Raw genomic sequence first — 24,972 nt, forward strand, 5'->3', positions numbered from 1 at the left:
CACGACAAGCGGACACGTAGATGTGGGTCGGATCGAACAGGACGGGGCTGGAATGAAGTCGAGAGGGCGGGACATCTTCCGCCGCACCGGTGTGGTGCTCGCCGGGATGCTGCTCGTAGGAACGACGATGTCCGGGGCTGCTTTCGCGCAGACCACCGGCGGCGGCACCACCGGCACCGGCACCACCGGCGGGACCGATGCCCTGTCGTCGGTGACGGACACGCTCACGAGCATCGTCTCCACCGACGCCGGCACGACCACCGGGTCCAACCCGGTCACCGACGTCGTCAGCTCCGTGACCGACGCTCTCACCCAGGGCGCCACGGCCGTCACCGACACGCTGACCAGCATCGTGTCCACCAACGCCACGACGTCGACGACGCCCACCGGGCCCAGCGGGAACAACACGGTCATCCAGTACAGCCCGTACCCGGTGCCGGTCTTCGGCGACTACGGCCACCGCTACTACGGCAAGTACTACGACCACGGCTGCGGCTGCGACCGCTACGCGGCGCCGACCTACGTGCCCACGACCGTGGTGGCGACGCAGGTGTCCAGCGTGCCCAAGGGCGGCGTGGACACGGGCGACGGCTCGTTCCAGTAGGAGATCACTCGTGAGCGATGCATCGACGGAGACCCCGCCGACCAAGGAGCGGTCACGGACCGACTCCGTCACCACCAAGGTCGGTATCGGGATCGTCGTGCTCCTCGCACTCGTGGCCCTCGTCGCCGTCGGGACCTCCGGTGGGTCCCGCGGCGGCGGAGGGTCGGGAGTCGAGACCCTCGCCGCGTCCACACCCACGTCGGTGTCGGTGCCCTCGATCGGCGCCCAGTCCTCGCTCCTGGCCCTCGGCCAGAAGCCGGACGGCGAACTCGAGGTTCCCTCCCTCCAGACCCCGATGCAGGCGGCCTGGTACGACAAGAGCCCGACCCCCGGGTCGCTGGGCCCCGCCGTGATCCTCGGACACGTCAACGGCAGCGGGAAGCCCGGGATCTTCTACAAGCTCAAGGATGTCAAGGCCGGCGACCAGATCATGGTCAACCGGCAGGACGGTCAGACGGCGGTCTTCACCGTCAGCAACGTCGACACCGTGCCCAAGGCGGCCTTCCCCGCCAACATGGTCTACGGCGACACCCCGGACGCCCAGCTCCGGCTGATCACCTGCGGTGGCGTCTTCGATCCCGCCGCGCGCAGCTACGAGGCCAACATCATCGTCTACGCGAACCTCACCGAGGTCCGGAAGACCTGATCGAAGTCCACTCCTGAACGGCCGTCGTCCGCCCCGGACGGCGGCCGTTCGTCGTCTCCTGCCCCAGCTGGCAGCCCGAGCGCACCCGCCGTCGGGAAGGGAAGATGGTCTTCGTCGAGCAGACCGGCCCGAGGAGCGCACCGATGCCCAGCACCCCCACCCCCGTCGGTGTCACCACCGAGGCGCAGGAGGAGCTGCGGGGACGGGTGCGGGAGCTGTGCGCCCGGTTCCCCGACGAGTACTGGCGCGAGCGGGACCGCAACCGCGAGTACCCCGACGCCTTCGTCGACGCGCTGACCGAGGCCGGGTACCTGGCCGTCCTGATCCCGAGCGAGTACGGCGGGAGCGGGCTGGGGATCACCGAGGGCTCGATCGTGCTCGAGGAGATCAACCGCTCCGGTGGGCACTCCGCGGGCTGCCACGCGCAGATGTACACGATGGGCGCGCTGCTCAAGCACGGGTCGGAGCAGCAGAAGAAGACCTACCTGCCGGGGATCGCCGACGGGTCGATCCGCCTGCAGGCCTTCTCGATCACCGAGCCCGAGGCCGGGTCGAACACCACCGACATCCGCACCACCGCGATCCGCGACGGCGACGACTACGTCATCTCGGGACACAAGAACTGGACCAGCCGGATCGAGCAGTCCGACCTCGCGCTCGTGCTCGCCCGCACCAGCCCCCGCGGCGGGGACCCGAAGGAGCGGACGCAGGGCATCAGCCTGTTCCTGGTCGACCTGCGCGAGGTCCGCCGCGACGAGCCCGACACGCTCAAGGTCGAGCCGGTGCGCACCATGTTCAACTACGCCACCAACGAGGTCCGCTACAACGACATGCGGGTGCCCGCGAGCGCCCTGATCGGCGAGGAGGGCCAGGGGTTCCGCTACGTCCTCGACGGCTGGAACGCCGAGCGGATCCTGCTCGCGGCCGAGGCGGTCGGCGACGGGTACTGGTTCATCGACCGCGCGACCGCGTACGCGAACGACCGCCAGGTGTTCGGGCGCCCGATCGGCGCCAACCAGGGCGTGCAGTTCCCGCTCGCCCGCGCCTACGCCCAGGTCGGTGCCGCCGACCTCATGCGCTACCGCGCGGCGGCGCTGTTCGACGCCGGCGAGAAGTGCGGCGAGCAGGCCAACCTCGCGAAGTTCCTGGCCAGCGAGGCCAGCTGGCAGGCCGGCAACGCGTGCCTCGACACCCACGGCGGCTACGGCTTCGTCGACACCTGGGACGTCGAGCGGAAGTTCCGCGAGACCCGGCTCTACCAGGTGGCGCCGGTCAACAACAACCTCGTGCTCGCCTACGTCGGCCAGCACGTGCTGGGAATGCCGCGCAGCTACTGAGTCCGCACGCGGGTCACGGCCGCGGCTCCCGCCACCGCGAGGACGACCAGCGCGCCGAGCACGACGGCGAGCGGGACGTCCCAGGCCGGAGGGGCGACGGCCTCGTGCACGGCGCCGAGCAGGAACGGTCCGAGCGCGCCGAGCAGGTAGCCGCCGCCCTGGATGAACGCGGCCATCCGGCGGTTCTCGGTGGTGTCGCGGCTCGCGGCCAGGCATGCGGAGAAGATCACGGTGAAACCGCCGCCCTGCGCGGCGCCGGCGAGCGAGCACCACAGCGGCCAGAGCGACGGCGCGAGCAGCAACCCGCCCGGCAGGGCGAGGAACCCTGCCGCGACCGGGACGAAGGCCAGCCGCAGGCTGGTTCGCCGCGCCACGAGCGGCGTCACCAGCGCCCCGGCGACCGCGAGGATCTGGAACAGCGACGAGGCCACCCCGGCACCTGTGGCGTCGAGTCCCCGGAGGTCACGCAGGATCTCGGGCAGCCAGGCGGTCAGGCCGTAGTACGAGAACGACTGCCCGGCGAACGCGAACAGCAGCAGCCACCCGACGGGCCGGGCCCAGGGAGCACGGGCCGCCACCGAGCTGTCGTCGGGACGGGACTCGTCGGGGGCTTCGCGGCAGAGCAGCTGAGCACGCCGATAGGGGGTCGCGAGGGTCCAGACAACGGCGGCGGCCACCGCCAGGACGAGCCAGGCGCAGAGCGCCAGCCGCCACCCGGTACCGGCGGCGATCGGCACGGTGGCCGAGAGCGTGATCATCGAGCCGACGTTCATCGTGGCGGTGTAGACGCCGAGCAGCAGCCCCGAACGGTGGGGGAAGTCGCGGCCGATGACCACCGGGATCACGATGTTGCCGACCGTGATGCCGGCGCCGATCACGGCCGTCCCCACGAGCGCGCCGGCGATCCCGTCCGCGGACCGCAGCACGGTGCCCGCGGTGAGGACCGCGAGCCCGACGAGCATCGCCCGCTCCGCCCCGATCCGTCCGATCAGCCAGGACGCGGGTGGCGAGGCGAGGGCGAACGCGAGCACCGGCAGGCTCGTCAGCAACCCGGCGACGGCGGCCGAGACGCCCAGGTCGACCCGGATCGCGTCGACGACCGGGCTGACCGCGACGATCGGGCCGCGGAGGTTGAGCGCCACGAGCACGATCGCGGCGACGAGGAGCGGGGTCCCGAGGGACGCGGCGGGGCGTCGCGGCGCGGCGGTGGTCACGTGTGCCCAGTCTGGATGGTTCGCCCACGGAAGGACATCGGGTGTGAAGAACGACGCCGGATCGCCTCGCCGTGGCAGGAAAGCGTCGTTGCTGTCATCCAGTGGCAGGGACCCCGCATCGTCGGTGACGGTGTCGGGGGCCGCTGCTAGACCTCCATCCGTGACGACGTGGAGCGAGGTCGAGGGAGCGGCACCCGAGCTGGCCGCCGCGGTGCGGGCGTGCTTCGAGCGGGGGAAGCACAAGACGATGGCCACGCTGCGGGCGGACGGTTCGCCGCGCATCAGCGGGATCGAGACGGAGTTCGTCGACGGTGAGCTGACCTTCGGGATGATGCCGGGTTCGGTGAAGCTCGCCGACGTAGGGCGCGATCCGCGCGTCGCGCTGCACTCGCCGTCGGTCGACCCGCCGGAGGACCCGTCGCAGTGGCCCGGTGAGGCCAAGGTGGCCGGGCGCGCCCGGAGCGGGCCGCCGGCCGAGGAGGGGGCGTCGTTCGCCCTCGACGTCACCGAGGTGGTGCTGACCCGGATCGCCGAGTTGGGCGACCGGCTCGTGATCGAGTCGTGGCGCCCGGATGGTCGGGTCCGTCGGGTGGAGCGGACCTGACCGGCCGGATTCAGCGGTCCTCGAGTGCTTCCTCGTCGGGCAGACGGTCGAGGTGGAGACGGTCGGCGAGCAGCGCCCCGAGGAGGGCGAAACCGAATACGTCGTAGACCGTCCGCACACGAGGGTCCCCGATGGCCAGAACCGCCACCACCACGACGCACACGAGATTCACCAGGAAGAACGCCTCGCCGCTGTTCCACCCCTCTCGCCTCCGCCGCACGAGGAGGAGCAGGGAGCCGACGAGGATGAAAGGCAGGAGCACGGCGTAGGCGAGGTTGGCCGCCTGTACGACAGTTCTCGGCCAACCGTCGGCCGCCGACTGGGGCCACGGCGTGGTCGTCGCTGTCATGTCGAGAATGTTCTGACCCAGGCGCGCGATGTGACCGACCCCGTCTTCCTCGATGCATCGCAGGCCCAGCCCGACGAACAGTCCCTCGTCCCAGACATCGTGGTTCTTCACCACGATGACGCCTGTTCGCCCGAGCTGTGACGCTACGGGATGGGTGATCGAGTAGGTCAGGACATTGTCGGCATTGACGGTGTTGACGGTCTTCACGTCGCAGTGCCCGAGCCAGAAGTTCACGCCGCCGTTCCGCGCCAGTCCGACCAAGTGTCCGGAGGCAGCGCTGTTGAGGGCCACGACCAGTGCGAGGACCAGCAGGAGTCCGGACGCCAGCCCCGCCGCGGAGGCGGCGCTCGCCTTCCTGCTGAACAGGGCGACGGTGAGAAGTATCAGTGCATTGATCAACAGTTGTGGTCGTGTCGCCGCCGCGGCCCCGCCGAGAATCCCGCCGGCGAGAGCGAGGACCAGAGCCGCTCGGCCGTCACGTCGAGTGGCCTCGACCCCTGCCCAGAGCGCGGTCACGAGAAAAGCCAACGCCGGGGTCTCTGACGTGAAGTAGCCGCCATAGGTGATGAAGAGCGGCCACACTGCGCAGAACGCCGCCGTGAGGGCGGCAGCGGCGGGTGTGAGCAGAATCCGCGCCAGGCGCCACGACACGTAGACGGTGGCGATGGAGAGCAGGCACCAGAGCAGCGTGGCCACCCACAACCCGGTCACGAGCCCGCACAGGGCGATGGGGATCGACAGCAGGAGGTGGGTGCCGGGCGGGAAGAATGCGTCGATGGGAGCGAGGGGCGCACCCGACGCGAGCCGGGCCGCCCGCTCGACGTAGCCCAGCATGTCCGAGTACACGAAACGCACCGGCGGATGGACGGCGAGGATCCAGACTGCCCGAAGGCACGCTCCGAGGACGATCGCCCACCAAACGATGCGATCCCACTCCCGTGGGGTGCGCTGAGATCGCCTCCGCCGTTCGACGGCGGGCGACGAGACGTCAGCCATCGGTTCCTCGCGAGCGTGAGCGCCGTCCCTGCGACGACAGGACCGGGAGCATTGCACAGAGCCAGATGCGAGCGCGGTCAGGTCCGCCGGGTGGAGCGGACCTGACCGTCGGGACTCACCGCGCGATGAGCTGCCCGAGCCGCTTCGTCAGCTTCACGTTCTCCCGGTAGTCGACGGGCACGACGATCACCGACGGGCGATCGCGCTGCGCGAACGCCTCCTTGAGCGCGGGCCGCAGCTCGTCGGCGCTCTCGAGCCGGCGGGCATGGCAGCCGAGCCCCTCGGAGATCTTGACCAGGTCCGGCGACGGGAAGTCGGTGCCGAAGTGCCGCCCGAACTCGACCTCCTGCTTCCAGGAGATCAGGCCGTAGCCGTTGTCCTCCCAGACGAGGTTCACCGGGGCGACGCCGAGCCGCACCGCCGTGGCGAGCTCCGGGCCGTTCATGAGGAACCCACCGTCGCCGGAGAGGGCGACGACCCGCAGGTCGGGGTGTACGAGCGACGCGGAGACCCCGCCCGGCACGGCGATCCCCATCGAGCAGAAGCCGTTGGAGATGATGCAGCTGTTCGGTGTGTAGGTCGGGTAGTGCCGCGCGACCCACATCTTGTGGGCCCCGACGTCCGAGATCAGGATGTCGTCGTCGTCCATCTCGGCGCGCAGGTCCGCGAGGATGCGCTGCGGCTTCATCGGGAAGTCACCGGTCTCGGCCTCCGAGGACGCCCCGCCCTCGGTGATCTCCTCGCTGAGGTGCGTGCGGGCCCGCGCGTGGGCCTCGATGTCGGGGAACCGGTGCCGCTCGGTGAGCCCCTCGTTGATCGCCCAGAGCGTCGCCGCGATGTCCCCGACGATCTCGACGGTCGGGCGGTAGGCGCCGTCGACCTCGGCGGGGTCGAAGTCGATGTGCAGCAGGCGCTTGGTGCGGCCGATGTTCCAGCGCGACGGCGGCCACTCCACCATGTCGTAGCCGACCGCGATGACCAGGTCGGCGGCCTCGAAGACCTCGGTGACGTAGTCCCGGGACCCGAGGCCGACGGCGTAGAGGCTGCGCTCGTGGCGGTCGGAGAGCGCTCCCTTGCCCATGAACGTCATCCCGGCGTAGATGCCGGTCTCGTCGACGAACCGCTGCAGCTGACGGCTCACGCGGGTACGCACGCAGCCCTGTCCGACCAGGAGCACCGGACGCTCGGCGCGCGCGATGAGGTCGAGCGCGGCCTGCACAGACTTCCCGTCGGGCACCGGGCGCCGCACCTTCTCGGGCGGCACGATCGGGGCGCTCTCGACCTCGTGCTTGGCGATGTCCTCCGGCAGCTCCACGTGCGTGGCGCCGGGCTTCTCCGCGACCGCGAGCTTGAAGGCCTTGCGGATCACCTCGGGGATCGTCGTCTCGTCCCGCAGCGAGGTGGTCCACTTCGTGATCGGCGTGAACATCTCCACGACGTTCATCGCCTGGTGCGACTCCTTGTGCAGGCGCGTCGTGGCGCCCTGCCCGGTGATGGCGACGACCGGGGAGTTGTCCATGTTCGCGTTGGCGACGCCCGTGACCAGGTTCGACGCGCCTGGGCCGAGGGTCGACAGGCACACCCCGGGCTGCCCGGAGAGCCGGCCGTAGACGTCGGCCATGAAGGCGGCGCCCGACTCGTGGTGGGTGGGGACGAAGCGGATCGCGGAGTCGCGCATCGACATGAGGAGGTCGGCGTTCTCCTCGCCGGGCACCCCGAAGATGTACTCGACACCCTCGGCCTCCAGACACCGCACGAACAGATCGCTCGCCCTCACGTCACGCTCCTCCTCGGTCGTCGACGCCCGGAGCTGTACCCGGTCTCGGGGTCCGCTCACCCACTCCCGTCATACCGGACGTCGAAGCGGGTGAGGGCCATGCCCGGGCCGCCGGTCCACGGCTCGAACCCCGCCTGGATGTTGGTGAGGAAGTCGGAGGCCTGCACCGACCCCTGCGCCACGGCGTCGTGGACGAAGTCGGTGAGCGGTAGGTCGTCGGCACGGTCGACGTAGCCCTGCCGGACGTAGGAGATGACGTTGACCCCGCCGTTCTCCCCCTTCCACACGTCCCACGTCGCCCCGCCGATCGTGGCGGTGCCCGTCTGCTGCCCGATCGGCTTGATCCCGCCGGTCTCCTTCAGCCAGATCATCAGCTCGACGGCGTCGTTGTGGCCGTTCTCCTTCGGGGTGCTGTCCGCCCAGATGTCATAGGCCAGATTGGACTTCGTCCCGGCGGGAATCTCGCCGGCGATGCTCGAGCTGATGGGACCGAGATTGCTGATGCGCTGCGGCAGCGTGGTGCCCTCGGTGCAGGTGCCCATCCAGCAGCCGGACATGATCGACGGGTAGGACGCCGGGGCGTCGTTCTTGCTGTGGTCCCCCGAGTCGACGCTGAAGCCCTGCGTCGTGGCCGTGATGCACTGCCCGTCGTTCGCGCCCCACTCGTTGTTCTGGACCATGAACGCCCCGCCGGCGATCTCGGTCGACCCGAACTTGTCGCAGACCTGCCGACCGCGGACGTTCGCGGTCTCGGCCTGACGGGCGGCGTTCGGCTCCGGAGCCCGGGTGGTGCTCGCCGTCCGACTCGAGCTCGACGTGGTCGCAGCGGCACGGTCGTCCTCGTCCGCCGCGCGGCTCCGGGTGGTGGCGGCCGGAGCGGTATCCCCCGACCCGCCCGGGGCGCCGGCCAAGCCGGACACCGACGCCAGGTCGTCCCCGATCTTGAGGTCGTTGAGGAACAGCGTGCTGTCCTGACCGATCGACTCGTCCCGGTAGATGCCCGTCTTGAGGTAGGCGCTGCCCTCCACGTTCGACTCGGGCGTGCGGTAGCCCGACAGCGTCTGCTTCCCGTTGCAGTAGGCGTCGATGGCACCGCCGAAGGTGATGCCCAGCTGGAAGGAGAACGCCCCGGGCCCGACGGGGCAGAAGTCCTTCTGGTTGCCGCCGTTGTTGGCCAACCGCAGCTGCCCGTTCCCGACCTCCACCGCCAGCGGCGGGCTCCCCGTCCCCGGCTGCTTGAACTGCATGATCAGCTGCCACGTCCCCGTGTCGGTCGGGAACCCCTGGTCGAAGAAGCCGGAGTAGCCGACGAACCTCGTCTCGCCGTCCTGGAACTCCGGGACGTCGGGCTCGGCCTCGGTGCGCTTGCCTCCGCCGGGCATCTCGAACTTCACCGCCTCGCGGCCGGGCACGTTCGGCGACTCGGCGTCCGACGGGTCCGTCGCGTTTTGGTTGTTCCACGGCGTGTCCTTGAAGCCCGCGAGCCCGTTGGTCAGGGAGAACGCCGCCTTCGTCTCCCGGCCCTGCCCGTCGTCACCGCTCTCGGCGCTCGTGCTCGGGGTGCCCGAGCGCCGCGTCGTGGTGGCGTCGCCGTCCGAGGTGGAGCCGGGCGCACGCGTCGCGGTGATCTCGCCCGAGCCGTCAGCCTCATCCGCGCCCGGTGCGCGTGTGGTGCTGCCGGCGCTCGACTCACGAGTGGACGTCGATCTACCGTCTGGAGGCCGGGTGGTGGTCACGTCGGTATCGGCCGACCCGGGCGCCCGGGTCGCCGTCACGTCACCCGACTCGCCGGCCGCGCCCGGCGCACGGGTGACTGTCACCTCGCCCGACCCGCTCGCCGAGCCCGGCGCGCGAGTGGCGGTGATGTCTCCGGAGCCACCGCCCGGGGCCCGCGTCGCGGTCGGTCCGGCTCCGGCCGAGGCGGGTGGGCGGGTCGCCGTCACGCCACCCGCCCCCGGAGCCTGCGTGAGCGTGACGCCGCCCGGCTCCTCCTCGTACTCCGAGCCGTCCTCAGCCGGGGCCACCGGCGTCGTCGACCCGACCGCGCCGCCGCCCCCGGCACCCGTCGTCGTCGTGGTGGTGCTCGGGGCGGGCCCGGCGTCGGTGGGCACCGCGGCGACCACCTTGCCGAGCGAGGCGACCGCCCACTGGGGCGCCGACGTGCCCTGGGCGATGGGGAGTTCGACGTACGTGGCGTGCACCGGGGAGGCCAGGGCCTGCTCGAGGGAGACGTTGCCCGCGGTCGGGGGGCTGTCGCAGACCGGGTCGCCGGGGGCACAGATCTGGATGGTGCGGGCGTCGAGGGTGCCGAACCCGACGGCGCGGGGTGGGAGGACGCCCTGCCCGGGGGTGCCGTCGGGGACGGCGCGGGTGGCGGGGCTGCGGGCCGGGTCGCCGAACAGCCCGACCGCGCGCACGAGCTCGGCCGGGATCCGCGGCTCGAGCCCGGTGCCGATCCGGGACGCCAGGTCCCCTGCGACCTGCGCGCCCGCGGAGTAGCCGAAGAGCATGATCGAGCCGCTGGGGCAGCCCTCCACGTGGTCCCCGACCGCGTCCGACAGGGCCCCGACCGCCGCGGACTCCGCCGACGAGTACGACCCGCCGGTGGCCGGCGGCGGCACCGTCACCACGGAGACCTTCTCGCCGAACTGCTGCGCCAGCGGGTCGGTCACCGCCGTGAGCACGTCCGACCCGCCTCCCGCACCACCGACGGCGTAGAGGGTCACCGGGCGGCAGGAGTCGGGCAGCGCCTGGGAGGACGCAAGGGTGGCGACACCGGTGCCGACCGCCCCGACGAGCACCGCGACCGCCACGAGGGCCGCGGCGACCAGCGAGCCGACCGGTCGCCGCTCGTGCAGGGCCGCGACGGGCGTGAGGCGCCGCCACCGGGACGAGTGGGCGGACGTCTCCGCACGGGCCGGCTGGGCCGCGGCAGGACCCGCCGTCGGGAATGGCGCGACCGGCTCTGCCGTCGCACGACCCGCCGTGGGGAAGGGCTCGGCCGCGGCAGGACCCGGCGTCGGGAAGGGGTCGACGGGACCGGCCGGGCCGACGGCGAGACGCGTGACCCCGCCGTCGACGAGGTCGACCTGCAGGACGCGCCCGTGGCGCGCCGCGTGCCGTCGCGCGGCCGCCAGCGCCACCTCCCGCGCGTCGCCGCCCGGTGGCACGGGCAGGGGCCGCCCGTCGGCGAGCACCACCGCCCCGCCGAGGGCGCGCACCACCTCCAGCCGCACGTCCGCCGCGCCCACCCGAGTCCTCCACCGTCCGCCGTGACCCCGAACCGGATCTCAGGGTCGACGGTCGGCGCGGCGCGTGGGTGCGGTTTGGAGAAACTCGTGGGCCCGGATTCGACGACGCGGCGTTCCTGCCACTGGATGACAGCAACGACGCTTTCCTGCCATCAGGAGCGCAGCGACTCCTTCAGGAACGCCACCTGGAGACGCAGCAGGTTCTCGGCCACGACCTCCTGCGGCGTCATGTGCGTGACCCCGGAGAGCGGGAGCACCTCGTGCGGCCGTCCGGCCGCGAGCAGGGCCGAGGAGAGCCGCAGGGTGTGGGCGGCGACGACGTTGTCGTCGGCCAGCCCGTGGATGAGCATGAGCGGCCGGTTCGGGGCCTCCGCCGTCGCGGGGCGGGCCGCGTCGGCGAGGATCGACGAGCGCTCGTAGGCGTCGGGCCGGTCCTGGGGCGTGCCGAGGTAGCGCTCGGTGTAGTGGGTGTCGTAGAGCGCCCAGTCGGTGACGGGCGCTCCGGCGATCGCCGCGTGCACGGCGTCCGGTCGACGCAGCACCGCGAGCGCCGCGAGGTACCCGCCGAACGACCAGCCCCGGATGGCCACGCGGGCGAGGTCGAGGTCCTCCACCTCGCGGGCGGCCGCCTCGAGCGCCGCGAGCTGGTCGTCCAGGACGGGGGCGGCGAGGTCACCGTCGACGGCGCGCTCGAACGCCGGACCGCGCCCGGGCGTCCCACGGCCATCGGCGATCACCACGGCGAACCCCTGGTCGGCGAACCACTGGCTCGTCAGGAAGGCGCCGCGGGCGTCGAGGACGCGCTGGGCGTGCGGCCCGCCGTACGGGTCGAGCAGCACCGGGAGCTTCTCGGAGCCGGGGATGTGGTGGCGGGGCAGCAGCACCGCCGTCGCGAGGCCCCGCTCCCCCGCCGCGAACAGGTGCACCCGCGGTTCGAGGTTCGGCGACTCCGCGAACGAGCGCAGCACCGTCGACGACCCGGGGCCGCGGACCGTCGTCACCGACCCGTCGTGCTCCAGCGAGGCCTGCGCGACGACGAGCGTCCCGCCCGCCAGCCGGCCGGACGCGACGCCGCGCTCGGCGCTCACCACCGACAGCCCGGCCTCGCGCGACCAGACGGCCAGCACCGTCGACGTCGGGACGCCGGAGCGCGAGGCGGTGACCAGCACCGTTGCGCCGTCGACCGCCGCGACCCCGCGGACCTGCCACTCGGGTCCGGTCACCGCCACCCCGTCGACGACCAGCCGGCGGGCGTCGTCGAGATCGGCACACCAGACCAACGACCCGTCGTCGAGGTGGGCAGGGACGCCGGGCACCAGGTCCACCCAGGCCGGGTCGGTCTCGTCGCGCACCACCGCCGAGGTTCCCGACGACGGGTCCACCCGGCGGAGCGTGATGGTCCTCTGGTCGCGGGTGGAGGTGGTGAGCAGCAGGTCGTGGGCGTCCCATGTGACGTCGGCGAGGTACTCGTCGGGCTGTTCCACGTCCACGCGCGACCCGTCGAGGCCGAGCACGTGCAGCGTGACCGTCGCGTTCGTCGTGCCGGCGGCGGGATAGCCGACGGCGGTCGGTTCGCGGTCGGGGTTCGCGGGGTCGGCGATGTGCCAGCGCGTGACCGCGGCGTCGTCGGCCCGCGCGACCGCCAGGGCGGCACCGTCCGGCGCCCACCAGTGGCCCCGGTAGCGGTTCATCTCCTCGGCCGCGACGAACTCGGCGAGTCCGTAGGTGACGTGGTCGGCCTCGGGGGTGGCCAGGGTGCGCTCCGCGCCGTCGACGAGCACGTGCAGCGCTCCGTCGCGCACGAAGGCGACCGCGTCGCCGGCCGGGGAGGGGCGCGGGTCGACGACGGGTCCCTCGACGGGCAGCGGTTCCGGGGTGGCGCCCGGGTGCAGCGCCACGGTGAAGGCCCGTCCGGAGAGCACGAACGCGGCGAGGTCGACGGAACGGTCGGTGGCGTAGTCGACGACGCCCCCGGACTGCTCGCGCACCCGCTCCCGCCGCGCCTTCTCCTCCGGCGGCAGGTCCTCCTCGCCCGGCACGTCGAGGGCGAGCGGGTCGACGAGCAGGTGTTCCTCGCCGCTCGCGACGTCGAGCACCCACAGGCAGGTCACCGGATCGTCGCCACCGCGGCTGCGCAGGAAGACGACGCGCGAGCCGTCCGGGGCGACGGTCGCGCCGCGCGGGGCGCCGAGGGTGAAGCGCCGGGTCGCGGCCTGGCGGCGGGGGAAGGAATCAGCAGGTGCTGCCACGGCCGGTCATCCTGCCTGGTCGACCTCCGCGACGAGCGCCTCGATCGCGCCGACGAGCACGTCGGGTCCCTCGCGCAGCACGTCGTGGGTGGTGGGCAGGTCGGTCACGGTCCACGTCGGGTCGGCCCGGAGCCGGTCGGCGATCGCGGGGAACGGCGAGCCCGCGGCCCACGCCGGGTCGGCGGCGAGCGCGTAGTGCCGCACCCCGCGGAAGGCACCGGTGAGCCGGATGCGCTGGAGCAGCGACGCCACCGGGTGCGGGGTGGCGCGTGGGTCGAACTGCGGCATCGGGTCCAGGCCGGTGCCGCTGCGCCCGGACGCGTCGACGTACCAGGCCCGCATGGCGTCGTCGACGGAGGTCCAGCACGAGTCCCCGTCCTCGGGCGCGAACCCGTCCACCGAGAGCAGCCCGACGACCTTCCCGGGGAGCGCGTCCGCCACCCCCGCGACCACCATGCCGCCGTAGCTGTGGCCGACGAGGACGACGGGGCCGTCGAGCGCGGCGGCGGTCGCGGTCACGTCCGCGACGTGCGACGCGAGGGTCGCGCCCGGCTCCTCGGCCCGCTCGCAGAGGCCGGGGAGGGTCAGCGCGAGGGCCGCGTGGCCCCGTGCGGTCAGGCTCTCGACGACGGGGGCGTACCACCAGGCGCCGTGGCAGGCCCCGGGGATCAGGACGATGTTCATGACGACGAGCCTCGGCGGGTTCCGACCAGAAGTCCAAGACTTGCTCGTGACCCCGGCCAGAAGCAACGGTGATGGCCGTGCAGCTCCACCAGCTCGAGTACCTGGTCGCCGTCGTGGACGACGGCGGCTTCACCCGTGCCGCCGACCGGCTGCGGATCGCCCAGCCCGGCGTGAGCGCCCAGGTCCGCAAGCTCGAGCGCGAACTCGGCCACGAGCTGCTCGACCGGTCCGGGCACCGGGTCCGCCCGACCGCCGTCGGCGCCGAGGTGGTGGCCGCCGCCCGGACCGCGCTCGCCGCCGTCGCCGACGTGCGGCGCGTGGTGGAGGACCTGGACGGTCTGCTGCGCGGACAGGCCCGGGTCGGGATGGTGACCAGCGGGCCGTTCCTCGACGTCCCCGGCGTGCTGGCCGACTTCGCCGCCGCGCACCCGCAGGTGGCGTGTTCACTGCTCGAGGCCGGATCGGCGCGGCTGACCACCTTGTTGCGGGAGGGCCACCTCGACGTCGCGCTGATCGGCGCGGCCGGGGGCGTGCCCGACGACCTGGTGACCGACCCGGTGACCGAGGAGTCGCTGGTCGTCGCCGTGCCGCCGTCGGACCCGCTCGCCGCCTCCACGCGGGTGGCGCCGGCCGATCTCGCGGGCCGCGACGTCGTCGCCCCCGCCGAGGGCAACGCGCTGCGCGAGGCGTTCGACCTCGCGTGCGCGTCGGTGGCGGTGCGGGTCACGTGCTCCGCGAGCGACCCCACCGTGCTCGCCCGGCTCGCCGCCCGCGGGCTGGGCATCGCCGTCCTCCCGATCTCGCTCTCGGCCCTGCGCACCGAGGACCTGGTGATGCTGCCGTTCGACGCCCCCGACGTCCGGGCCCGGCTGGTGCTCGCGCGGCCGCGCGGGGCGCAGGGCCCCGCCGCGGCCGCGGTGACGCGGGCCCTGCTGGCCGCACGCTGAGCGGGGGCTCCGCGAGACGTCGCCCATCGGGCGCAGGGCCCCGGTCCGGACCGATGGTTGACGTCTCGCCCTACGGCAGAGCGTCAGGACTCGAGGAGCTCCAGGTCCTCGAGCAGCGAGGGGTGCGTCGGCTCCCATCCCAGCTCCGCACGGGTGTGGGCGCTCGAGGACGGCTGGTCCATCGCGAAGATCGGGCCGAACGGACCGAAGTCCTCGGTCGGGACCGGGCCGACCGGCAGGCCGAGGCGTCGGCCGATCACGGCCGCGATGTCGCGGACGGCGTCACCCTCGTCGGCCACGGCGTGCCACACGGTGCCGGCGGGTGCCTTCTCCAGGGCGAGCCGGAACAGCACGGCGGCGTCGCGCGCGTGGACCGCGGGCCAGCGTTGGGCGCCGTCGCCGGGGTAGCCCGCGACGCCGGTGCGGCGGGCCTGGTCGGTCAGCAGGCCGGCGAATCCGCCCTTCCCCTCGTCGTGCGCCGTGCGCGGGATCCGGACCGCCGAGGTGCGCACGCCCTGATCGGCCATCGCCAGCAGCGCGATCACCGACCGGGCACGACCGGCCACCGGCCCCTCGAGCGGCAGCGGGTCGGCCTCGGTGGACGCGCGGCCGGGGACCCACGGCGTGCCCGAGACGGTGACGATCGGCCGGCCACTGCCCACCAGAGCACGACCGAGGGTCTCGATCGCCGCAGCCTCCTCGGCGATCGACCGGTCGAGGGCCGCGGCGTCGTTGGTCTCGGAGCCGTGGTCGAAGGCCAGGTTGATCACGCCGTCGGCGGCGGCCGCACCCTTGCGCAGCACGTCGAGATCGGCGATCCCACCCCGCAGCACCTCCGCGCCCGCGGCCGTGAGGGCCTGGACCGACCGGTCCGAGCGGGCGAGCCCGAGAACGGAGTGACCGGCGTCGAGCAGCTCGGCGACGACCGCCGAACCGATGGTCCCGGTACCGCCGGTGACGAACACGTGCATGTCGAGCTCCTCTGTCGATGAGACCGTGTCTCATCACCGTAGCACCGTGACGATACTCTGTCTCATCGTTATTCTCGGACCGTGGCCCGATGGGAACCGGACGCCCGCCTGCGGCTCGTGCAGGCGGCGATCGACGTGTACGCCGAACAGGGCTTCGAGTCCTCGACGGTCGCGCAGGTCGCGGAGCGGGCCGGCCTGACCAAGGCGACGTTCTTCCGTCACTTCCCCGACAAGCGGGAGCCGCTCTTCGCGGGCCAGGACGAGCACGGCGCGCTGTTCACGGCCGGTGCCGCCGAGGCTCCCGCCAACGCCACCCCGCTCGAGGTGGTGACGGCGGCCCTCGACCACGCCACGGCGACCTTCACCGCGGAGCAGCGCGCGTTCGGACCACGCCTGCGGGCCGTCGTCGCGGCGCACGACGAGCTCCGGGAACGGGCCGCCTTCAAGCGCGCCCACCTCGCGGAGGTGCTCACGACGAGCCTGCGCGAGCGCGGGATCCCCGACCCGACGGCGGCGATCGCCGCCGACCTCGGCGTCGAGGCGTTCCACCGGGCCTTCGCCCGCTGGTCGGACGGCGAGGGTCCCTCCTACGGCGAGCTCGCCCGCGAGGAACTCCGCGCCCTGCACGCGGCCGCCACGTCCCTGAGCTGACCTCAGATCGGGCGCCACTCCCGCACCACGCAGGAGCGCTCCTGCCGGCCCGCCACCTCGAGACTGCCGGGCCGGGCGGGATGACGCTCGTAGAGCCACACCCGCCAGCCGCGTTCCCGCAGGTCGTCCGCGAGCAGTTCGAGCGCCTCCCGGTCGTCCCCCTCGGCCGTACGCAGCTCGTTGCGCACCGGCGCGTCGAGCGTCCCGCGGAACAGTCGGGCGTGCAGGTGCCAGCGCGGGCTCATGCATGCACCATACCTGGTGCACGAGCACTCTGGCGTCATGCACTGTGTCTGGTGCACGTCACCGTGCTGTGGTGGACCCGAGAGAGGTGCGAGCGCGTCTCGACGCCGCCCTCCGGGAACGCGAGGCCGCCCGGCGGGCCGCCGACGCCGCCGAGGCCGAGTTCGTCGAGGCGATGCGCCAGGCCCTCGCCGCGGGCGTCACCGTCACCGAGGTCGCCGAGCTCACGGGCTACCACCGCAACAGCGTGCGCCGGATCGTCGACAGCGCGGAGAACGCCGAGGGGTGAGCCACGGTCAGCGGTGCGCCACCGCTGACCCCGGATGTCAGCCGTGTGCCACCGCTGACATCCGCGCCCGCCTTCACACCGGCACCGACCCCCTGTCGGCGTGCTGCCTGGATCCTGTCGGGAAGGATGTGCCCCCGTGATCCGCACGACCACCCCGCTGGCCACGATCTTCCGCGCCGTCGCGATCGCCGAGGCGTGCTCGTGGACGGGCCTGCTCATCGGCATGGTCTTCAAGTACCTCGTCGTGTTCGACGACGTCGGCGTGAAGATCTTCGGCCCGATCCACGGGGTGCTGTTCGTCGCCTACGTGGTGACCACGCTGCTCGCCGCCCGGACGTTCCGCTGGTCGTGGGGCACCACGATCGTCGGGCTCGCGGCGAGCATCCCGCCGTTGACCACGCTCTGGTTCGAACGCTCCGTGTATCGGCGGGGCCGGCTCGCGTAGTCCGACCGAGGGACGGTGCGCGACGGGATCTCGCCGTGTTGAATGTGCAGCGTGACGAGCGCACGCCCCCCGGAGCGCCGCCTCGTCCACGTCCTCTTCGTCGACCTCGTCGGGTTCACGAGCCTGGTCGAGGAGCTCGACGCCGAGGACGTCGCCCTGCTGCAGGAGCACTACTTCGCCCAGGTCGCGGGGCTGGTGGCCGCGGCGGGCGGGCAGGTCGAGAAGTACATCGGCGACGCGGTCCTGGCCACATTCGGGCTGCCGGTCCTCGGTCCCGACGACGGCGTCGGTGCGGTCCGCGCCGGGCTCGCGATCATCGACTCGCTGGCCGGGGTGGAGACCGACCTCGGCCTCGCGCCCGGCACGCTGGCCGCGCGGGTCGGGGTGCACACCGGCGAGGTGGTCGTCACCTGGGCCGCGGACGGCACGTGGCGGCTCTCGGGCGACGTGGTCAACACCGCGGCGCGGCTGCAGGCGGCCGCGGAGCCGGGCACCGTCGTCGTCGGGCCGGACACCGCCCTCGCCGTGGGGACGGTCGTGGCGCTGGACCCGCTCGGCGACGTCGCGCTCAAGGGCAAGGCGGAGCGGGTCGCGGCCTACCGGGTGGCCGGACGTCGGGTCACGACCCCGCGCGACCGGGACCGCCTCCGCGGCCGCGACGCCGACCTGGCCCGCCTGCAGGCCGCGCACCGCGCCGCCCGGGGCGCGCAGCGGCTCACCGTGCTCGCCCCGCCGGGGGTGGGGCGCACCCGGCTCGTCGAGGAGTTCCGCGACCGGACCGACGGCCCGGTGTGGCTCGCCCGGGTACGGCGCGACGATCCGGTGTACGCGCCCGTCGCGGCGCTGCTCACCGCGGCCGGGGTCACCGCGGACGAGCTCCCCGCGCGCCTCGCGCACCACGGGCACACCGGGCCCCGAGCCGCGGTGTCGGCCCGGCACACGGCCGCCCTGCTCGCGGGTGAACCGCTCGACGGGAGTCCGCAGGAGCTGTGGACGTCGTGGACGGCGGTGCTCGACGCGCACGGCGACCCGGGCGGGCCGACCCCGGTCTGGGTGCTCGACGACGTCCACCTCGCCAGCCCGGACCTGCTCGCTCTCCTCGACCACGCCACCGCCGCCCCGCACCGGGCGACCCGGCTCGTCGTCACCACCGCCCGGCCCGGCGCCGAGGTCCCCGCGGGCGAGGTGCTCGTCCTCGACCCGCTGCCCGACGACGAGATCACCGCGCTGGTCACCGACCGCGCGCCCGACCTCGCCCCGTCCGTCGTCGAGCAGGTGCGCCGCGCGGCGGGCGGGAACCCGTTGTTCGTCGTGGAACTGCTGCGCGCCTGGGAGCAGACGGGGGTCGCGGGCGACCCCGTCGTGCCCAGCACCGTCCGCGCGATCTACCTCGGCCAGCTCGACGCGTTGCCGACCCCCTCGCGCACGCTGCTCGGGCAGGGATCGGTCGCGGGCCGCACGCTGCCGTCGTCGGCGCTGCCCGACCTCGGCGTCACCGAGCCCGACGCCCCGCTCGCCGAGCTCACCGGCACCGGGCTGCTGACCGGCCCGCACGTGGGCGCGATCGACCCGTCGTCGTACACCTACCGGCACCGCCTCCTGCGGGACACCGCGTACGCGACCCTGCCCCGCGCCCGCCGGGCGGAGCTGCACGAGCGGTTCGCGGGCTGGCTGGGACGGCGGGGCGGGCGCGTCGAGCTGGTGGGGCGCCACCTCGCCGACGCCTACGCCGAGGCGCCGGCGCTCGGGAGCCGCCTCGACCGGGTCGCGCTCGCGCGCCGGGCCGCGGCGGCCCTCACCGAGGCGGGCGAGGCGGCCCTCGGGAGCGAGCCGCTGCACGCGGCCGAGCTGTTCGCGCGCGCCCACGACCTCGGTGCCGCGGCCGACCCGCGCCCCTCCGAGGACCAGGCCCACCGTCGGCTGCGCCGCGCGGAGGCCCTGCGCCGCGGCGGACGACTGCCCGAGGCCATGGGCGCCTTCGCCGCCGTCACCGGGGCCGCGGCACCCGGGACGCACGCGGCCCGGGCGGCCGCAGCGCTCGGCTACGAGGACGCGCTGTTCGACAGCCGGCTGCCGCGCACGCAGTGGGGCGCGCGCGCCTTCGCCCTGCTCGACGAGGCCCTCGCGCTCACTCCGGGCGCCGAGTCCGGGCTCCGCGCCCGGCTGCTCGCGGCCTCCGCACGCGCCCACGGGTACGGCGGCGACGTCCCGACGGCGGGTCCCCTCGGCGACGAGGCCGTGGCCCTCGCCCGGCGCGCGGGCGACCCCGGCGCGCTCGCCTACGCCCTCCTCGCGCGCCGCCCGACCCTCGCCGCGCCGGCCGCCCTGCAGGCCCGCCTCGCGTCGGACTCCGAGCTGCTCCGGGCGGCACGGGCGGCCGGCGACGACGAGCGGGAGTTCGAGGCCCTGCGGCTGCGGATGGTGGACCTGCTCGAGCTCGGGGCGACCACCGAGGCCGTCGCACTGGTCGAGGAGGCCTCGGCCCTCGCGGTGCGCCTCGGGCGCCCGCTGCTGCTCTGGTACCCCGCGATGTGGCGGGCGACGATGCTGCTCCACCACGGCGGGCTCGACGACGCCGCCGCGGCGGTCGAGCACTTCCGGGTCGAGGGCGAGCGCTGGCACTACGGCGACGCCGGGCAGGTCCACTCGGTGCAGCTGCTCACGCTGCACACCGCGCTCGGCACCCCCGAGCTGGCCCTGCCGACGCTGCGCCGCGTCGCAGGGACCGTGGGCGGTCGGACCTGGGTGCACGTGGCGGTGGCGGCGGCCCGCGCGGGGCGGCGGGAGGAGGCCGCGGCGCTGCTGCGGTGGTGCGCGGCGGACGACTTCGCCGTCCTCGGCGACGACGCCGCCCGCGCCTTCCTGCTCGCCGAGTGCGCGGAGATCGCGGCGCTGGTCGGGGACACCGGCGCCGGGGCGGCACTGGTCGAGCTGCTGGCGCCGTGGGCCGGGCTCGTCGTCGTGGTCGGCTCGGGCGCCCTGTGCCTCGGCGCCGTCGACCACTTCCGCGGTCTCGCCGCCCGCGCCGCGGGCCGGGACCCGGTCCCCCTGTTCCGGGCCGCCCTGGCCCTCAACGAGGCCACCGGCGCCGTGCGCGCCACCGACGCGACCCGCGCCGAGCTCCGTCAGGAAGGACGCACCGCATGTTGACCGACGTGCAGGCCCGCGAGGCGGTGGCCCGCTGCTGGGGGGCCGTGCTGGAGGCCCTCCCCGACGCCCGGTGGGAGCAGCCGACGCGCTGCGCCGGCTGGACCCTGCTCGACCTCGCCCGGCACGGGGCGTGGGGCACGTCGATGGAGGCGGACGCGCTGCGGCGCTCGCGGGTCGGTGCGGCAGGCAGCGGGGAAGGCGCGGAGCCGGTCGGTGACGGACCGGAGGTGCTGGCGGCGCTGCGCACCTCGGTCGCCGCGCTGGTGGCGGAGCTGGACCGGGCGGCGGAACTCGGCGGCACCGTCGAGATCCCGTTCGGCGCGATCCCGACGCCGTTCGCGCTCCAGGTCTTCACGATGGAGGCGGGCGTGCACGCCGACGACGTGCTGGCCGCGCTCGGGCGCGACGAGCCGTTCGGGCCCGACGTCGTGACGGCGACGGCCGTCGTGCTCGCCGCGGTGTTCCCGGCGCTGGCGGCGACCGCGCCGGACGAGGGCACCGTGGTGGGGCTGACCGGGCCGACCGTGGACCTGCGGTTCGGGGTGGTCGACGGGGCGTGGCAGGCCGTCGATCTCCCGCCGAACACGTTGGTGCAGGGGGAGTCCGACACCGCGGTGCTGCGCTTCGCCCTGGGGCGGACCGGCGTGGACGACCCGGCGCTGACCGTCGACACGGGGGCGCGGGCGTTCAAGATGTGGTTCCCGGGACCGTGAGGTGGCTCCGCCCCGTGAGCAGTCGAGGTCGCCCTGGCGACCTCTACTGCTCACCTCCGCGGAAGCGCACCCGCGCCCGCCACTCGCTGCGGTGGGCCAGCATGACCGCGCCCGGTCGCATCCGGCCGAACTCCCGCTGGATCGCGGCGATGCGGTCGAGGACCGGGCCCCGGGTGCCCGCGGTCGTCGTGTAGGGCCGGGTGGTGGCCAGCGCGCCGACGCCGGCCCGGACGAGGGCGGCCTCGACGAACGCGACGGAGGGGCAGGCCGTGCCCGGGACGACGAGCTCGATCGTGGCGACGCCGTCGCACCGGGTCGTGAGGTGGGCGGGCACGTCGGGCGCGGCGGGCACCGTCAGCGAGACCGGGCCGTGGGCGAGGCGCTCGTCGAGGGCGGCGAGGAACTCCTCGGGCGACGGGTGCAACGCCTCGGCGTCCACGAGCTCCATCACCCGGCCGCGCGTGGTGAGCAGGGCGGGCCGCCAGGAGGCCGGTCGGGCGAGGCCGCGGCGCACGGCCCCGACCACCTCGGCGTCGGGGTGGAACGTCAGCGCGTAGCCCGCGCCGGACCCGTGGAAGACCGGCGTGCCGAAAGCGACGGCGGTGGCGGCGAGGGAGCGGTCGCCCTCGGCGGCGAGCGAGAGCCGGTGGGTCGACCAGTCGGTGCGCCAGAAGCGGTCGAGCTCGGCGCGCTCGTCGATCGAGAGCCGCCGTCCGAACACGGTCTCCGCCAGCGCGTGGGCGTCCATGGGCTGCTCCAGCGGGACGCGGGGGGCGGAGCGCGTGGGACGGGGCGTCGTCATGAGGCCGGTGGCGGAGAAGATCGGATCGGTCGTGACGGGCATCGCCGGGGCCTCCTGGGGTTCTCGGTGGTGCTGGGGAGAACCCTGCCCGGCGCGCGGTGATCCGTCCGTCCACCCGGTGACGATCGTTGTGTCAGGGATCCGACACAGCGCCTTTCCTGCCGCTGGATGACAGCAACGACGCTTTCCTGCCACCTGGGCAGCGTCAGGACCCCGCCCGCTCCAGCCCCGCCGGGTCGAGCACCGCCACCCGGCCGCGGCGCAGCTCCAGCAGCCCCTCGGCCGCGACCGTGCGGAGCACCTTGTTCACCGTGGCGCGGCTGGCGCCCGCGAGCGAGGCGAGCTCCTCCTGCGTGAGCGGGATGAGGGTGGGCGTGGACTCGCCGCGGTACTGCCGCTCGAGGTCGGTCAGCCGGCGCAGCACGCGCGTCTCGACGGGCAGGTGCAGTGCCTCGACGAGCAGGCCCGAGAGCCGGCGGACCTGGGCGGCGAGGGTCTGCAGCACGAACGCGTCCGCGCCCGCGTTGGTCCGGCGCAGCCGGTGGAAGGTCTCGGCGCCGAACGACCAGGCCTCGGTCGCCTCGAGCGCCAGCACCGACGCCGACCGGCGCGCGCCGGGGTCGATGAGCGCGAGCTCGCCGACCGTCTCCCCCGGGCCCACCACCGCGAACGTCACGGTGTCACCCATCGGCGTCGCGGCCCGCACGGCGACGCGGCCGGAGTCGATCAGCAGGAACGTGTCCGCCGGGTCGCCCTCGTGGAAGACGACCTCGCGGGGCGAGAAGCGGCGCCGCCGTCCGCTCGCGAGCACCTGACGCCGGTCCTCGGCCGACATGTCCGCGAGCAGCTCCACGCCCGGTAACCCTAGTGCGCGGGCCGGATAGGCTCGATCACCGTGAGCAGTGCAGGAGACGGAACGCCGCAGAGCTCGACCACGGCGGCGGCGACGCGGAAGACCTCCCTGACCGGCATCAAGCCCACCGGCGAGCCCCACCTGGGCAACCTCATCGGCGCGATCGAGCCGGCGATCGAGATGGCCGCGGGCGACGACGAGTCGCTGTACTTCATCGCCGACTACCACGCGCTGACCACGGCCCGGGATCCCGAACTGCTCCGGCAGTGGACCCGCTCGGTCGCCGCGACCTGGCTCGCCGCCGGTCTCGACCCGCAGCGCACCGTGTTCTACCGCCAGTCCGACGTGCCGGAGACCTTCGAACTCTCGTGGATCTTCTCCTGCATCACCGGCAAGGGTCTGATGAACCGGGCGCACGCCTACAAGGCGGCCCGGGACGCGAACGTCGCGGCGGGTGAGGACCCGGATGCCGGGATCAACATGGGGCTCTACAACTACCCGATCCTCATGGCCGTCGACATCCTGATCATGGAGGCCGACCTGGTGCCGGTCGGGCGCGACCAGCAGCAGCACGTGGAGATCGCCGCCGACATCGCGGGCAGCTACAACCACCTCTACGGCCACCGCGGCTACCGCTTCCCGATCCCCGAGGCCGTGATCCCGCCCGAGACGACGGGCCACACGCTGCCCGGGCTCGACGGCCGCAAGATGTCGAAGTCCTACGACAACTACATCCCGCTCTTCCTCCCCGCGCCGAAGCTGCGCAAGCTGGTGCGGCGGATCCCGACCGACTCCACGCCCGTCGAGGACCCGAAGGACCCCGACTCGTCGGCGGTCTTCCAGATCCTCGCCCAGTTCGCTCCCGACGACGCGGTCGCCGAGACCCGCGCGCGCCTCGAGGCCGGCGGGGTGGGTTGGGGCGAGCTGAAGAACCAGCTCGCCGACGTGCTCGAGGAGCGCCTCGCCCCGATGCGCGAGCGCTACGAGGCGCTGATGGAGCCGGGCAGCGAGCTCGACGACGCGCTCGCGAAGGGCGGGCAGATCGCGCGCGAGCGGGCGAGCCGGGTGCTGCGCTCGGTGCGCCACGCCATCGGGATCGACTAGCGGGTTCCCGACGACGGGTCGTCGCCCGGCTCACGCAGCACGGTGCAGAACCGGTGCCACCGGCATCGGTTCCACGAGGTGCTCCGCGAGGCCAGGCGACCGGCCGCCAGGAAGGCGCTCAGCGCGCCGAGGGCACCTCGTTCATCCCCGAGTCGACGTCGCGGGGCCGGCGCTGCACCGGCAGGTCGTCGATCAGGGCCGCCGGGGTGTCCGGCACGTGCGGGATCTCGGCGAGCCACATGGCCATCGGACCGGCCAGGTCACGGTCGCGGCCCTGCTCGGCGAGATCGCCGTCGACCACGGCACCCCGCCGCAGCAACGCCCCCAAGCCGAGGGCGGCCAGGACCGAGACGGCGCACCACACCCCGACGAGAACGGCGACCCAGCTCAGGACCGTCATCTCCCCAACCTCCGTGGTGTGGCGACTCGAGCTCGTCGCGGACGGTGACCGACCGGTCGGTCGACCCTCCCCATCCGCGCACCGTGACTATCGCAGCACAACCGGTGATGAGGGGGCCAAACCACTCGATCGGACGCACAACCTGAGACCGCTGAACGCGTCGCACCGACCGCTGGGCTCCGTTCAGCCCCACACGGGGCGCTGATTGCCGGACCGTCGGCTGGCCCGGACGGCTCACCCCCGCCCGTCGTCAGGACCCGCCCGGAGCGCCGCGCCGATGCGTTCCGCGACCGCGTCGGCCTCGTTCGTGTCCGGGTAGGGGTGACGCGGGCCGAGGAAGAAGCGCAGCCCGTCCTTCGGACGGCGTGGGACGACGTGCAGGTGCAGGTGCGGCACCGACTGACTCACCACGTTGTTGATCAGCACCAGTGAGCCAGGTGCGTCCATCGTCGTCTCCACGGCCCGCTCGAGACGCTGGGCGAGGGCGAAGAAGCCGGGGACCTGGTGGGGCGGGAGGTCGGCGAGGGTGGTGACGTGCTCCCGCGGGACCAGGAGCACGTGCCCGGGGAAGATCGGCTTGACGTCGAGGAAGGCGACCGTCGAGGCGTCGCGGTGGACCTCGTGGGCGGGCGCGTCGCCGGCCACGATCGCGCAGAAGGCACACGGTTTGGGCACGCGACCAGGATGGTCGCG

Annotated in this window: 23 protein-coding genes; 11 read left to right on the top strand and 12 right to left on the bottom strand. The window is 73.8% G+C overall.

Annotated elements, in window-relative coordinates:
* The first annotated feature begins 52 nt into the window (after window positions 1-52).
* The 3 genes from QSK00_RS28565 (at window position 53) to QSK00_RS28575 (ending at window position 2,587) form a co-directional block, all read left to right on the top strand.
* Window positions 53-604, top strand: coding sequence for a hypothetical protein (locus QSK00_RS28565; protein ID WP_285596555.1), 552 nt, complete (start codon window positions 53-55; stop codon window positions 602-604).
* Between the two features lie 85 nt (window positions 605-689).
* Complete coding sequence (locus QSK00_RS28570) at window positions 690-1,250, top strand: class F sortase (protein ID WP_502872092.1); 561 nt, start codon at window positions 690-692, stop codon at window positions 1,248-1,250.
* A gap of 143 nt (window positions 1,251-1,393) precedes the next feature.
* Window positions 1,394-2,587, top strand: coding sequence for an acyl-CoA dehydrogenase family protein (locus QSK00_RS28575; protein ID WP_285596558.1), 1,194 nt, complete (start codon window positions 1,394-1,396; stop codon window positions 2,585-2,587).
* On the opposite strand, the gene QSK00_RS28580 is transcribed toward QSK00_RS28575, so the two are convergent.
* On the bottom strand, window positions 2,581-3,801 hold the full coding sequence (locus tag QSK00_RS28580) for an MFS transporter (RefSeq protein ID WP_285596560.1): 1,221 nt from the start codon (window positions 3,799-3,801) through the stop codon (window positions 2,581-2,583). The genes QSK00_RS28575 and QSK00_RS28580 overlap by 7 nt on opposite strands.
* Before the next feature lie 160 nt (window positions 3,802-3,961).
* Here QSK00_RS28580 and QSK00_RS28585 point away from each other — a divergent pair, with 160 nt between their 5' ends.
* The gene (locus QSK00_RS28585; RefSeq protein WP_285596562.1) at window positions 3,962-4,405 is read left to right on the top strand and encodes a pyridoxamine 5'-phosphate oxidase family protein; all 444 of its coding nucleotides are present in this window, start codon (window positions 3,962-3,964) and stop codon (window positions 4,403-4,405) included.
* 10 nt (window positions 4,406-4,415) lie between these two features.
* Here QSK00_RS28585 and QSK00_RS28590 read toward each other — a convergent pair whose 3' ends face one another.
* The 5 genes from QSK00_RS28590 to QSK00_RS28610 form a co-directional block, all read right to left on the bottom strand.
* Window positions 4,416-5,609 carry a glycosyltransferase family 39 protein gene (locus QSK00_RS28590; RefSeq protein ID WP_285596564.1) on the bottom strand — a complete coding sequence of 398 codons (1,194 nt, stop codon included), beginning with the start codon at window positions 5,607-5,609 and terminating at the stop codon, window positions 4,416-4,418.
* A 256-nt stretch (window positions 5,610-5,865) separates the two neighbouring features.
* Entirely contained in the window at window positions 5,866-7,527 is a 1,662-nt protein-coding gene (locus tag QSK00_RS28595) for an acetolactate synthase large subunit (protein WP_285596566.1), read from the bottom strand.
* Between the two features lie 56 nt (window positions 7,528-7,583).
* Complete coding sequence (locus QSK00_RS28600) at window positions 7,584-10,778, bottom strand: GH12 family glycosyl hydrolase domain-containing protein (protein WP_285596568.1); 3,195 nt, start codon at window positions 10,776-10,778, stop codon at window positions 7,584-7,586.
* A gap of 152 nt (window positions 10,779-10,930) precedes the next feature.
* Window positions 10,931-13,027: a prolyl oligopeptidase family serine peptidase gene (locus QSK00_RS28605; RefSeq protein WP_285596571.1), complete on the bottom strand. Its 2,097-nt coding sequence runs from the start codon at window positions 13,025-13,027 to the stop codon at window positions 10,931-10,933.
* A 6-nt stretch (window positions 13,028-13,033) separates the two neighbouring features.
* Window positions 13,034-13,711 carry an alpha/beta fold hydrolase gene (locus QSK00_RS28610; RefSeq protein ID WP_285596573.1) on the bottom strand — a complete coding sequence of 226 codons (678 nt, stop codon included), beginning with the start codon at window positions 13,709-13,711 and terminating at the stop codon, window positions 13,034-13,036.
* Window positions 13,712-13,782: 71 nt separating this feature from the next.
* Here QSK00_RS28610 and QSK00_RS28615 point away from each other — a divergent pair, with 71 nt between their 5' ends.
* Window positions 13,783-14,658, top strand: coding sequence for a LysR family transcriptional regulator (locus QSK00_RS28615; RefSeq protein WP_285596575.1), 876 nt, complete (start codon window positions 13,783-13,785; stop codon window positions 14,656-14,658).
* Between the two features lie 83 nt (window positions 14,659-14,741).
* Here QSK00_RS28615 and QSK00_RS28620 read toward each other — a convergent pair whose 3' ends face one another.
* The gene (locus QSK00_RS28620; RefSeq protein ID WP_285596577.1) at window positions 14,742-15,629 is read right to left on the bottom strand and encodes an SDR family oxidoreductase; all 888 of its coding nucleotides are present in this window, start codon (window positions 15,627-15,629) and stop codon (window positions 14,742-14,744) included.
* 81 nt (window positions 15,630-15,710) lie between these two features.
* Between QSK00_RS28620 and QSK00_RS28625 the strand changes: the two genes are divergently transcribed.
* Window positions 15,711-16,280, top strand: coding sequence for a TetR/AcrR family transcriptional regulator (locus QSK00_RS28625; protein ID WP_285596579.1), 570 nt, complete (start codon window positions 15,711-15,713; stop codon window positions 16,278-16,280).
* Window positions 16,281-16,282: 2 nt separating this feature from the next.
* On the opposite strand, the gene QSK00_RS28630 is transcribed toward QSK00_RS28625, so the two are convergent.
* Window positions 16,283-16,525 (bottom strand): hypothetical protein, encoded by a 243-nt coding sequence (locus QSK00_RS28630; RefSeq protein WP_285596581.1) that lies wholly within the window; start codon window positions 16,523-16,525, stop codon window positions 16,283-16,285.
* A 71-nt stretch (window positions 16,526-16,596) separates the two neighbouring features.
* Here QSK00_RS28630 and QSK00_RS28635 point away from each other — a divergent pair, with 71 nt between their 5' ends.
* From QSK00_RS28635 to QSK00_RS28650, 4 genes are all read left to right on the top strand, one after another.
* Entirely contained in the window at window positions 16,597-16,812 is a 216-nt protein-coding gene (locus QSK00_RS28635; protein ID WP_285596583.1) for a hypothetical protein, read from the top strand.
* A 136-nt stretch (window positions 16,813-16,948) separates the two neighbouring features.
* Window positions 16,949-17,257: a DUF3817 domain-containing protein gene (locus tag QSK00_RS28640; RefSeq protein WP_285596585.1), complete on the top strand. Its 309-nt coding sequence runs from the start codon at window positions 16,949-16,951 to the stop codon at window positions 17,255-17,257.
* 51 nt (window positions 17,258-17,308) lie between these two features.
* Complete coding sequence (locus QSK00_RS28645; protein WP_285596587.1) at window positions 17,309-20,407, top strand: adenylate/guanylate cyclase domain-containing protein; 3,099 nt, start codon at window positions 17,309-17,311, stop codon at window positions 20,405-20,407.
* The gene (locus QSK00_RS28650) at window positions 20,401-21,120 is read left to right on the top strand and encodes a maleylpyruvate isomerase family mycothiol-dependent enzyme (protein WP_285596589.1); all 720 of its coding nucleotides are present in this window, start codon (window positions 20,401-20,403) and stop codon (window positions 21,118-21,120) included. Before QSK00_RS28645 ends, QSK00_RS28650 begins: the two co-directional genes overlap by 7 nt.
* A gap of 43 nt (window positions 21,121-21,163) precedes the next feature.
* Here QSK00_RS28650 and QSK00_RS28655 read toward each other — a convergent pair whose 3' ends face one another.
* Entirely contained in the window at window positions 21,164-21,964 is an 801-nt protein-coding gene (locus tag QSK00_RS28655; protein ID WP_285596591.1) for a hypothetical protein, read from the bottom strand.
* Between the two features lie 163 nt (window positions 21,965-22,127).
* Window positions 22,128-22,775 (bottom strand): Crp/Fnr family transcriptional regulator, encoded by a 648-nt coding sequence (locus QSK00_RS28660; RefSeq protein WP_285596593.1) that lies wholly within the window; start codon window positions 22,773-22,775, stop codon window positions 22,128-22,130.
* A gap of 42 nt (window positions 22,776-22,817) precedes the next feature.
* Here QSK00_RS28660 and QSK00_RS28665 point away from each other — a divergent pair, with 42 nt between their 5' ends.
* Window positions 22,818-23,879: a tryptophan--tRNA ligase gene (locus tag QSK00_RS28665; RefSeq protein WP_285596595.1), complete on the top strand. Its 1,062-nt coding sequence runs from the start codon at window positions 22,818-22,820 to the stop codon at window positions 23,877-23,879.
* 118 nt (window positions 23,880-23,997) lie between these two features.
* Here QSK00_RS28665 and QSK00_RS28670 read toward each other — a convergent pair whose 3' ends face one another.
* Both QSK00_RS28670 and QSK00_RS28675 read right to left on the bottom strand, forming a co-directional pair.
* A complete protein-coding gene (locus tag QSK00_RS28670) occupies window positions 23,998-24,279 on the bottom strand; it encodes a hypothetical protein (protein ID WP_285596597.1) in 282 nt (93 codons plus the stop codon).
* A gap of 234 nt (window positions 24,280-24,513) precedes the next feature.
* A complete protein-coding gene (locus QSK00_RS28675; RefSeq protein WP_285596599.1) occupies window positions 24,514-24,954 on the bottom strand; it encodes an HIT family protein in 441 nt (146 codons plus the stop codon).
* Between the last annotated feature and the right edge of the window lie 18 nt (window positions 24,955-24,972).

Source organism: Actinomycetospora sp. NBRC 106378 (assembly GCF_030269685.1).
Taxonomy (GTDB): Bacteria; Actinomycetota; Actinomycetes; order Mycobacteriales; family Pseudonocardiaceae; genus Actinomycetospora.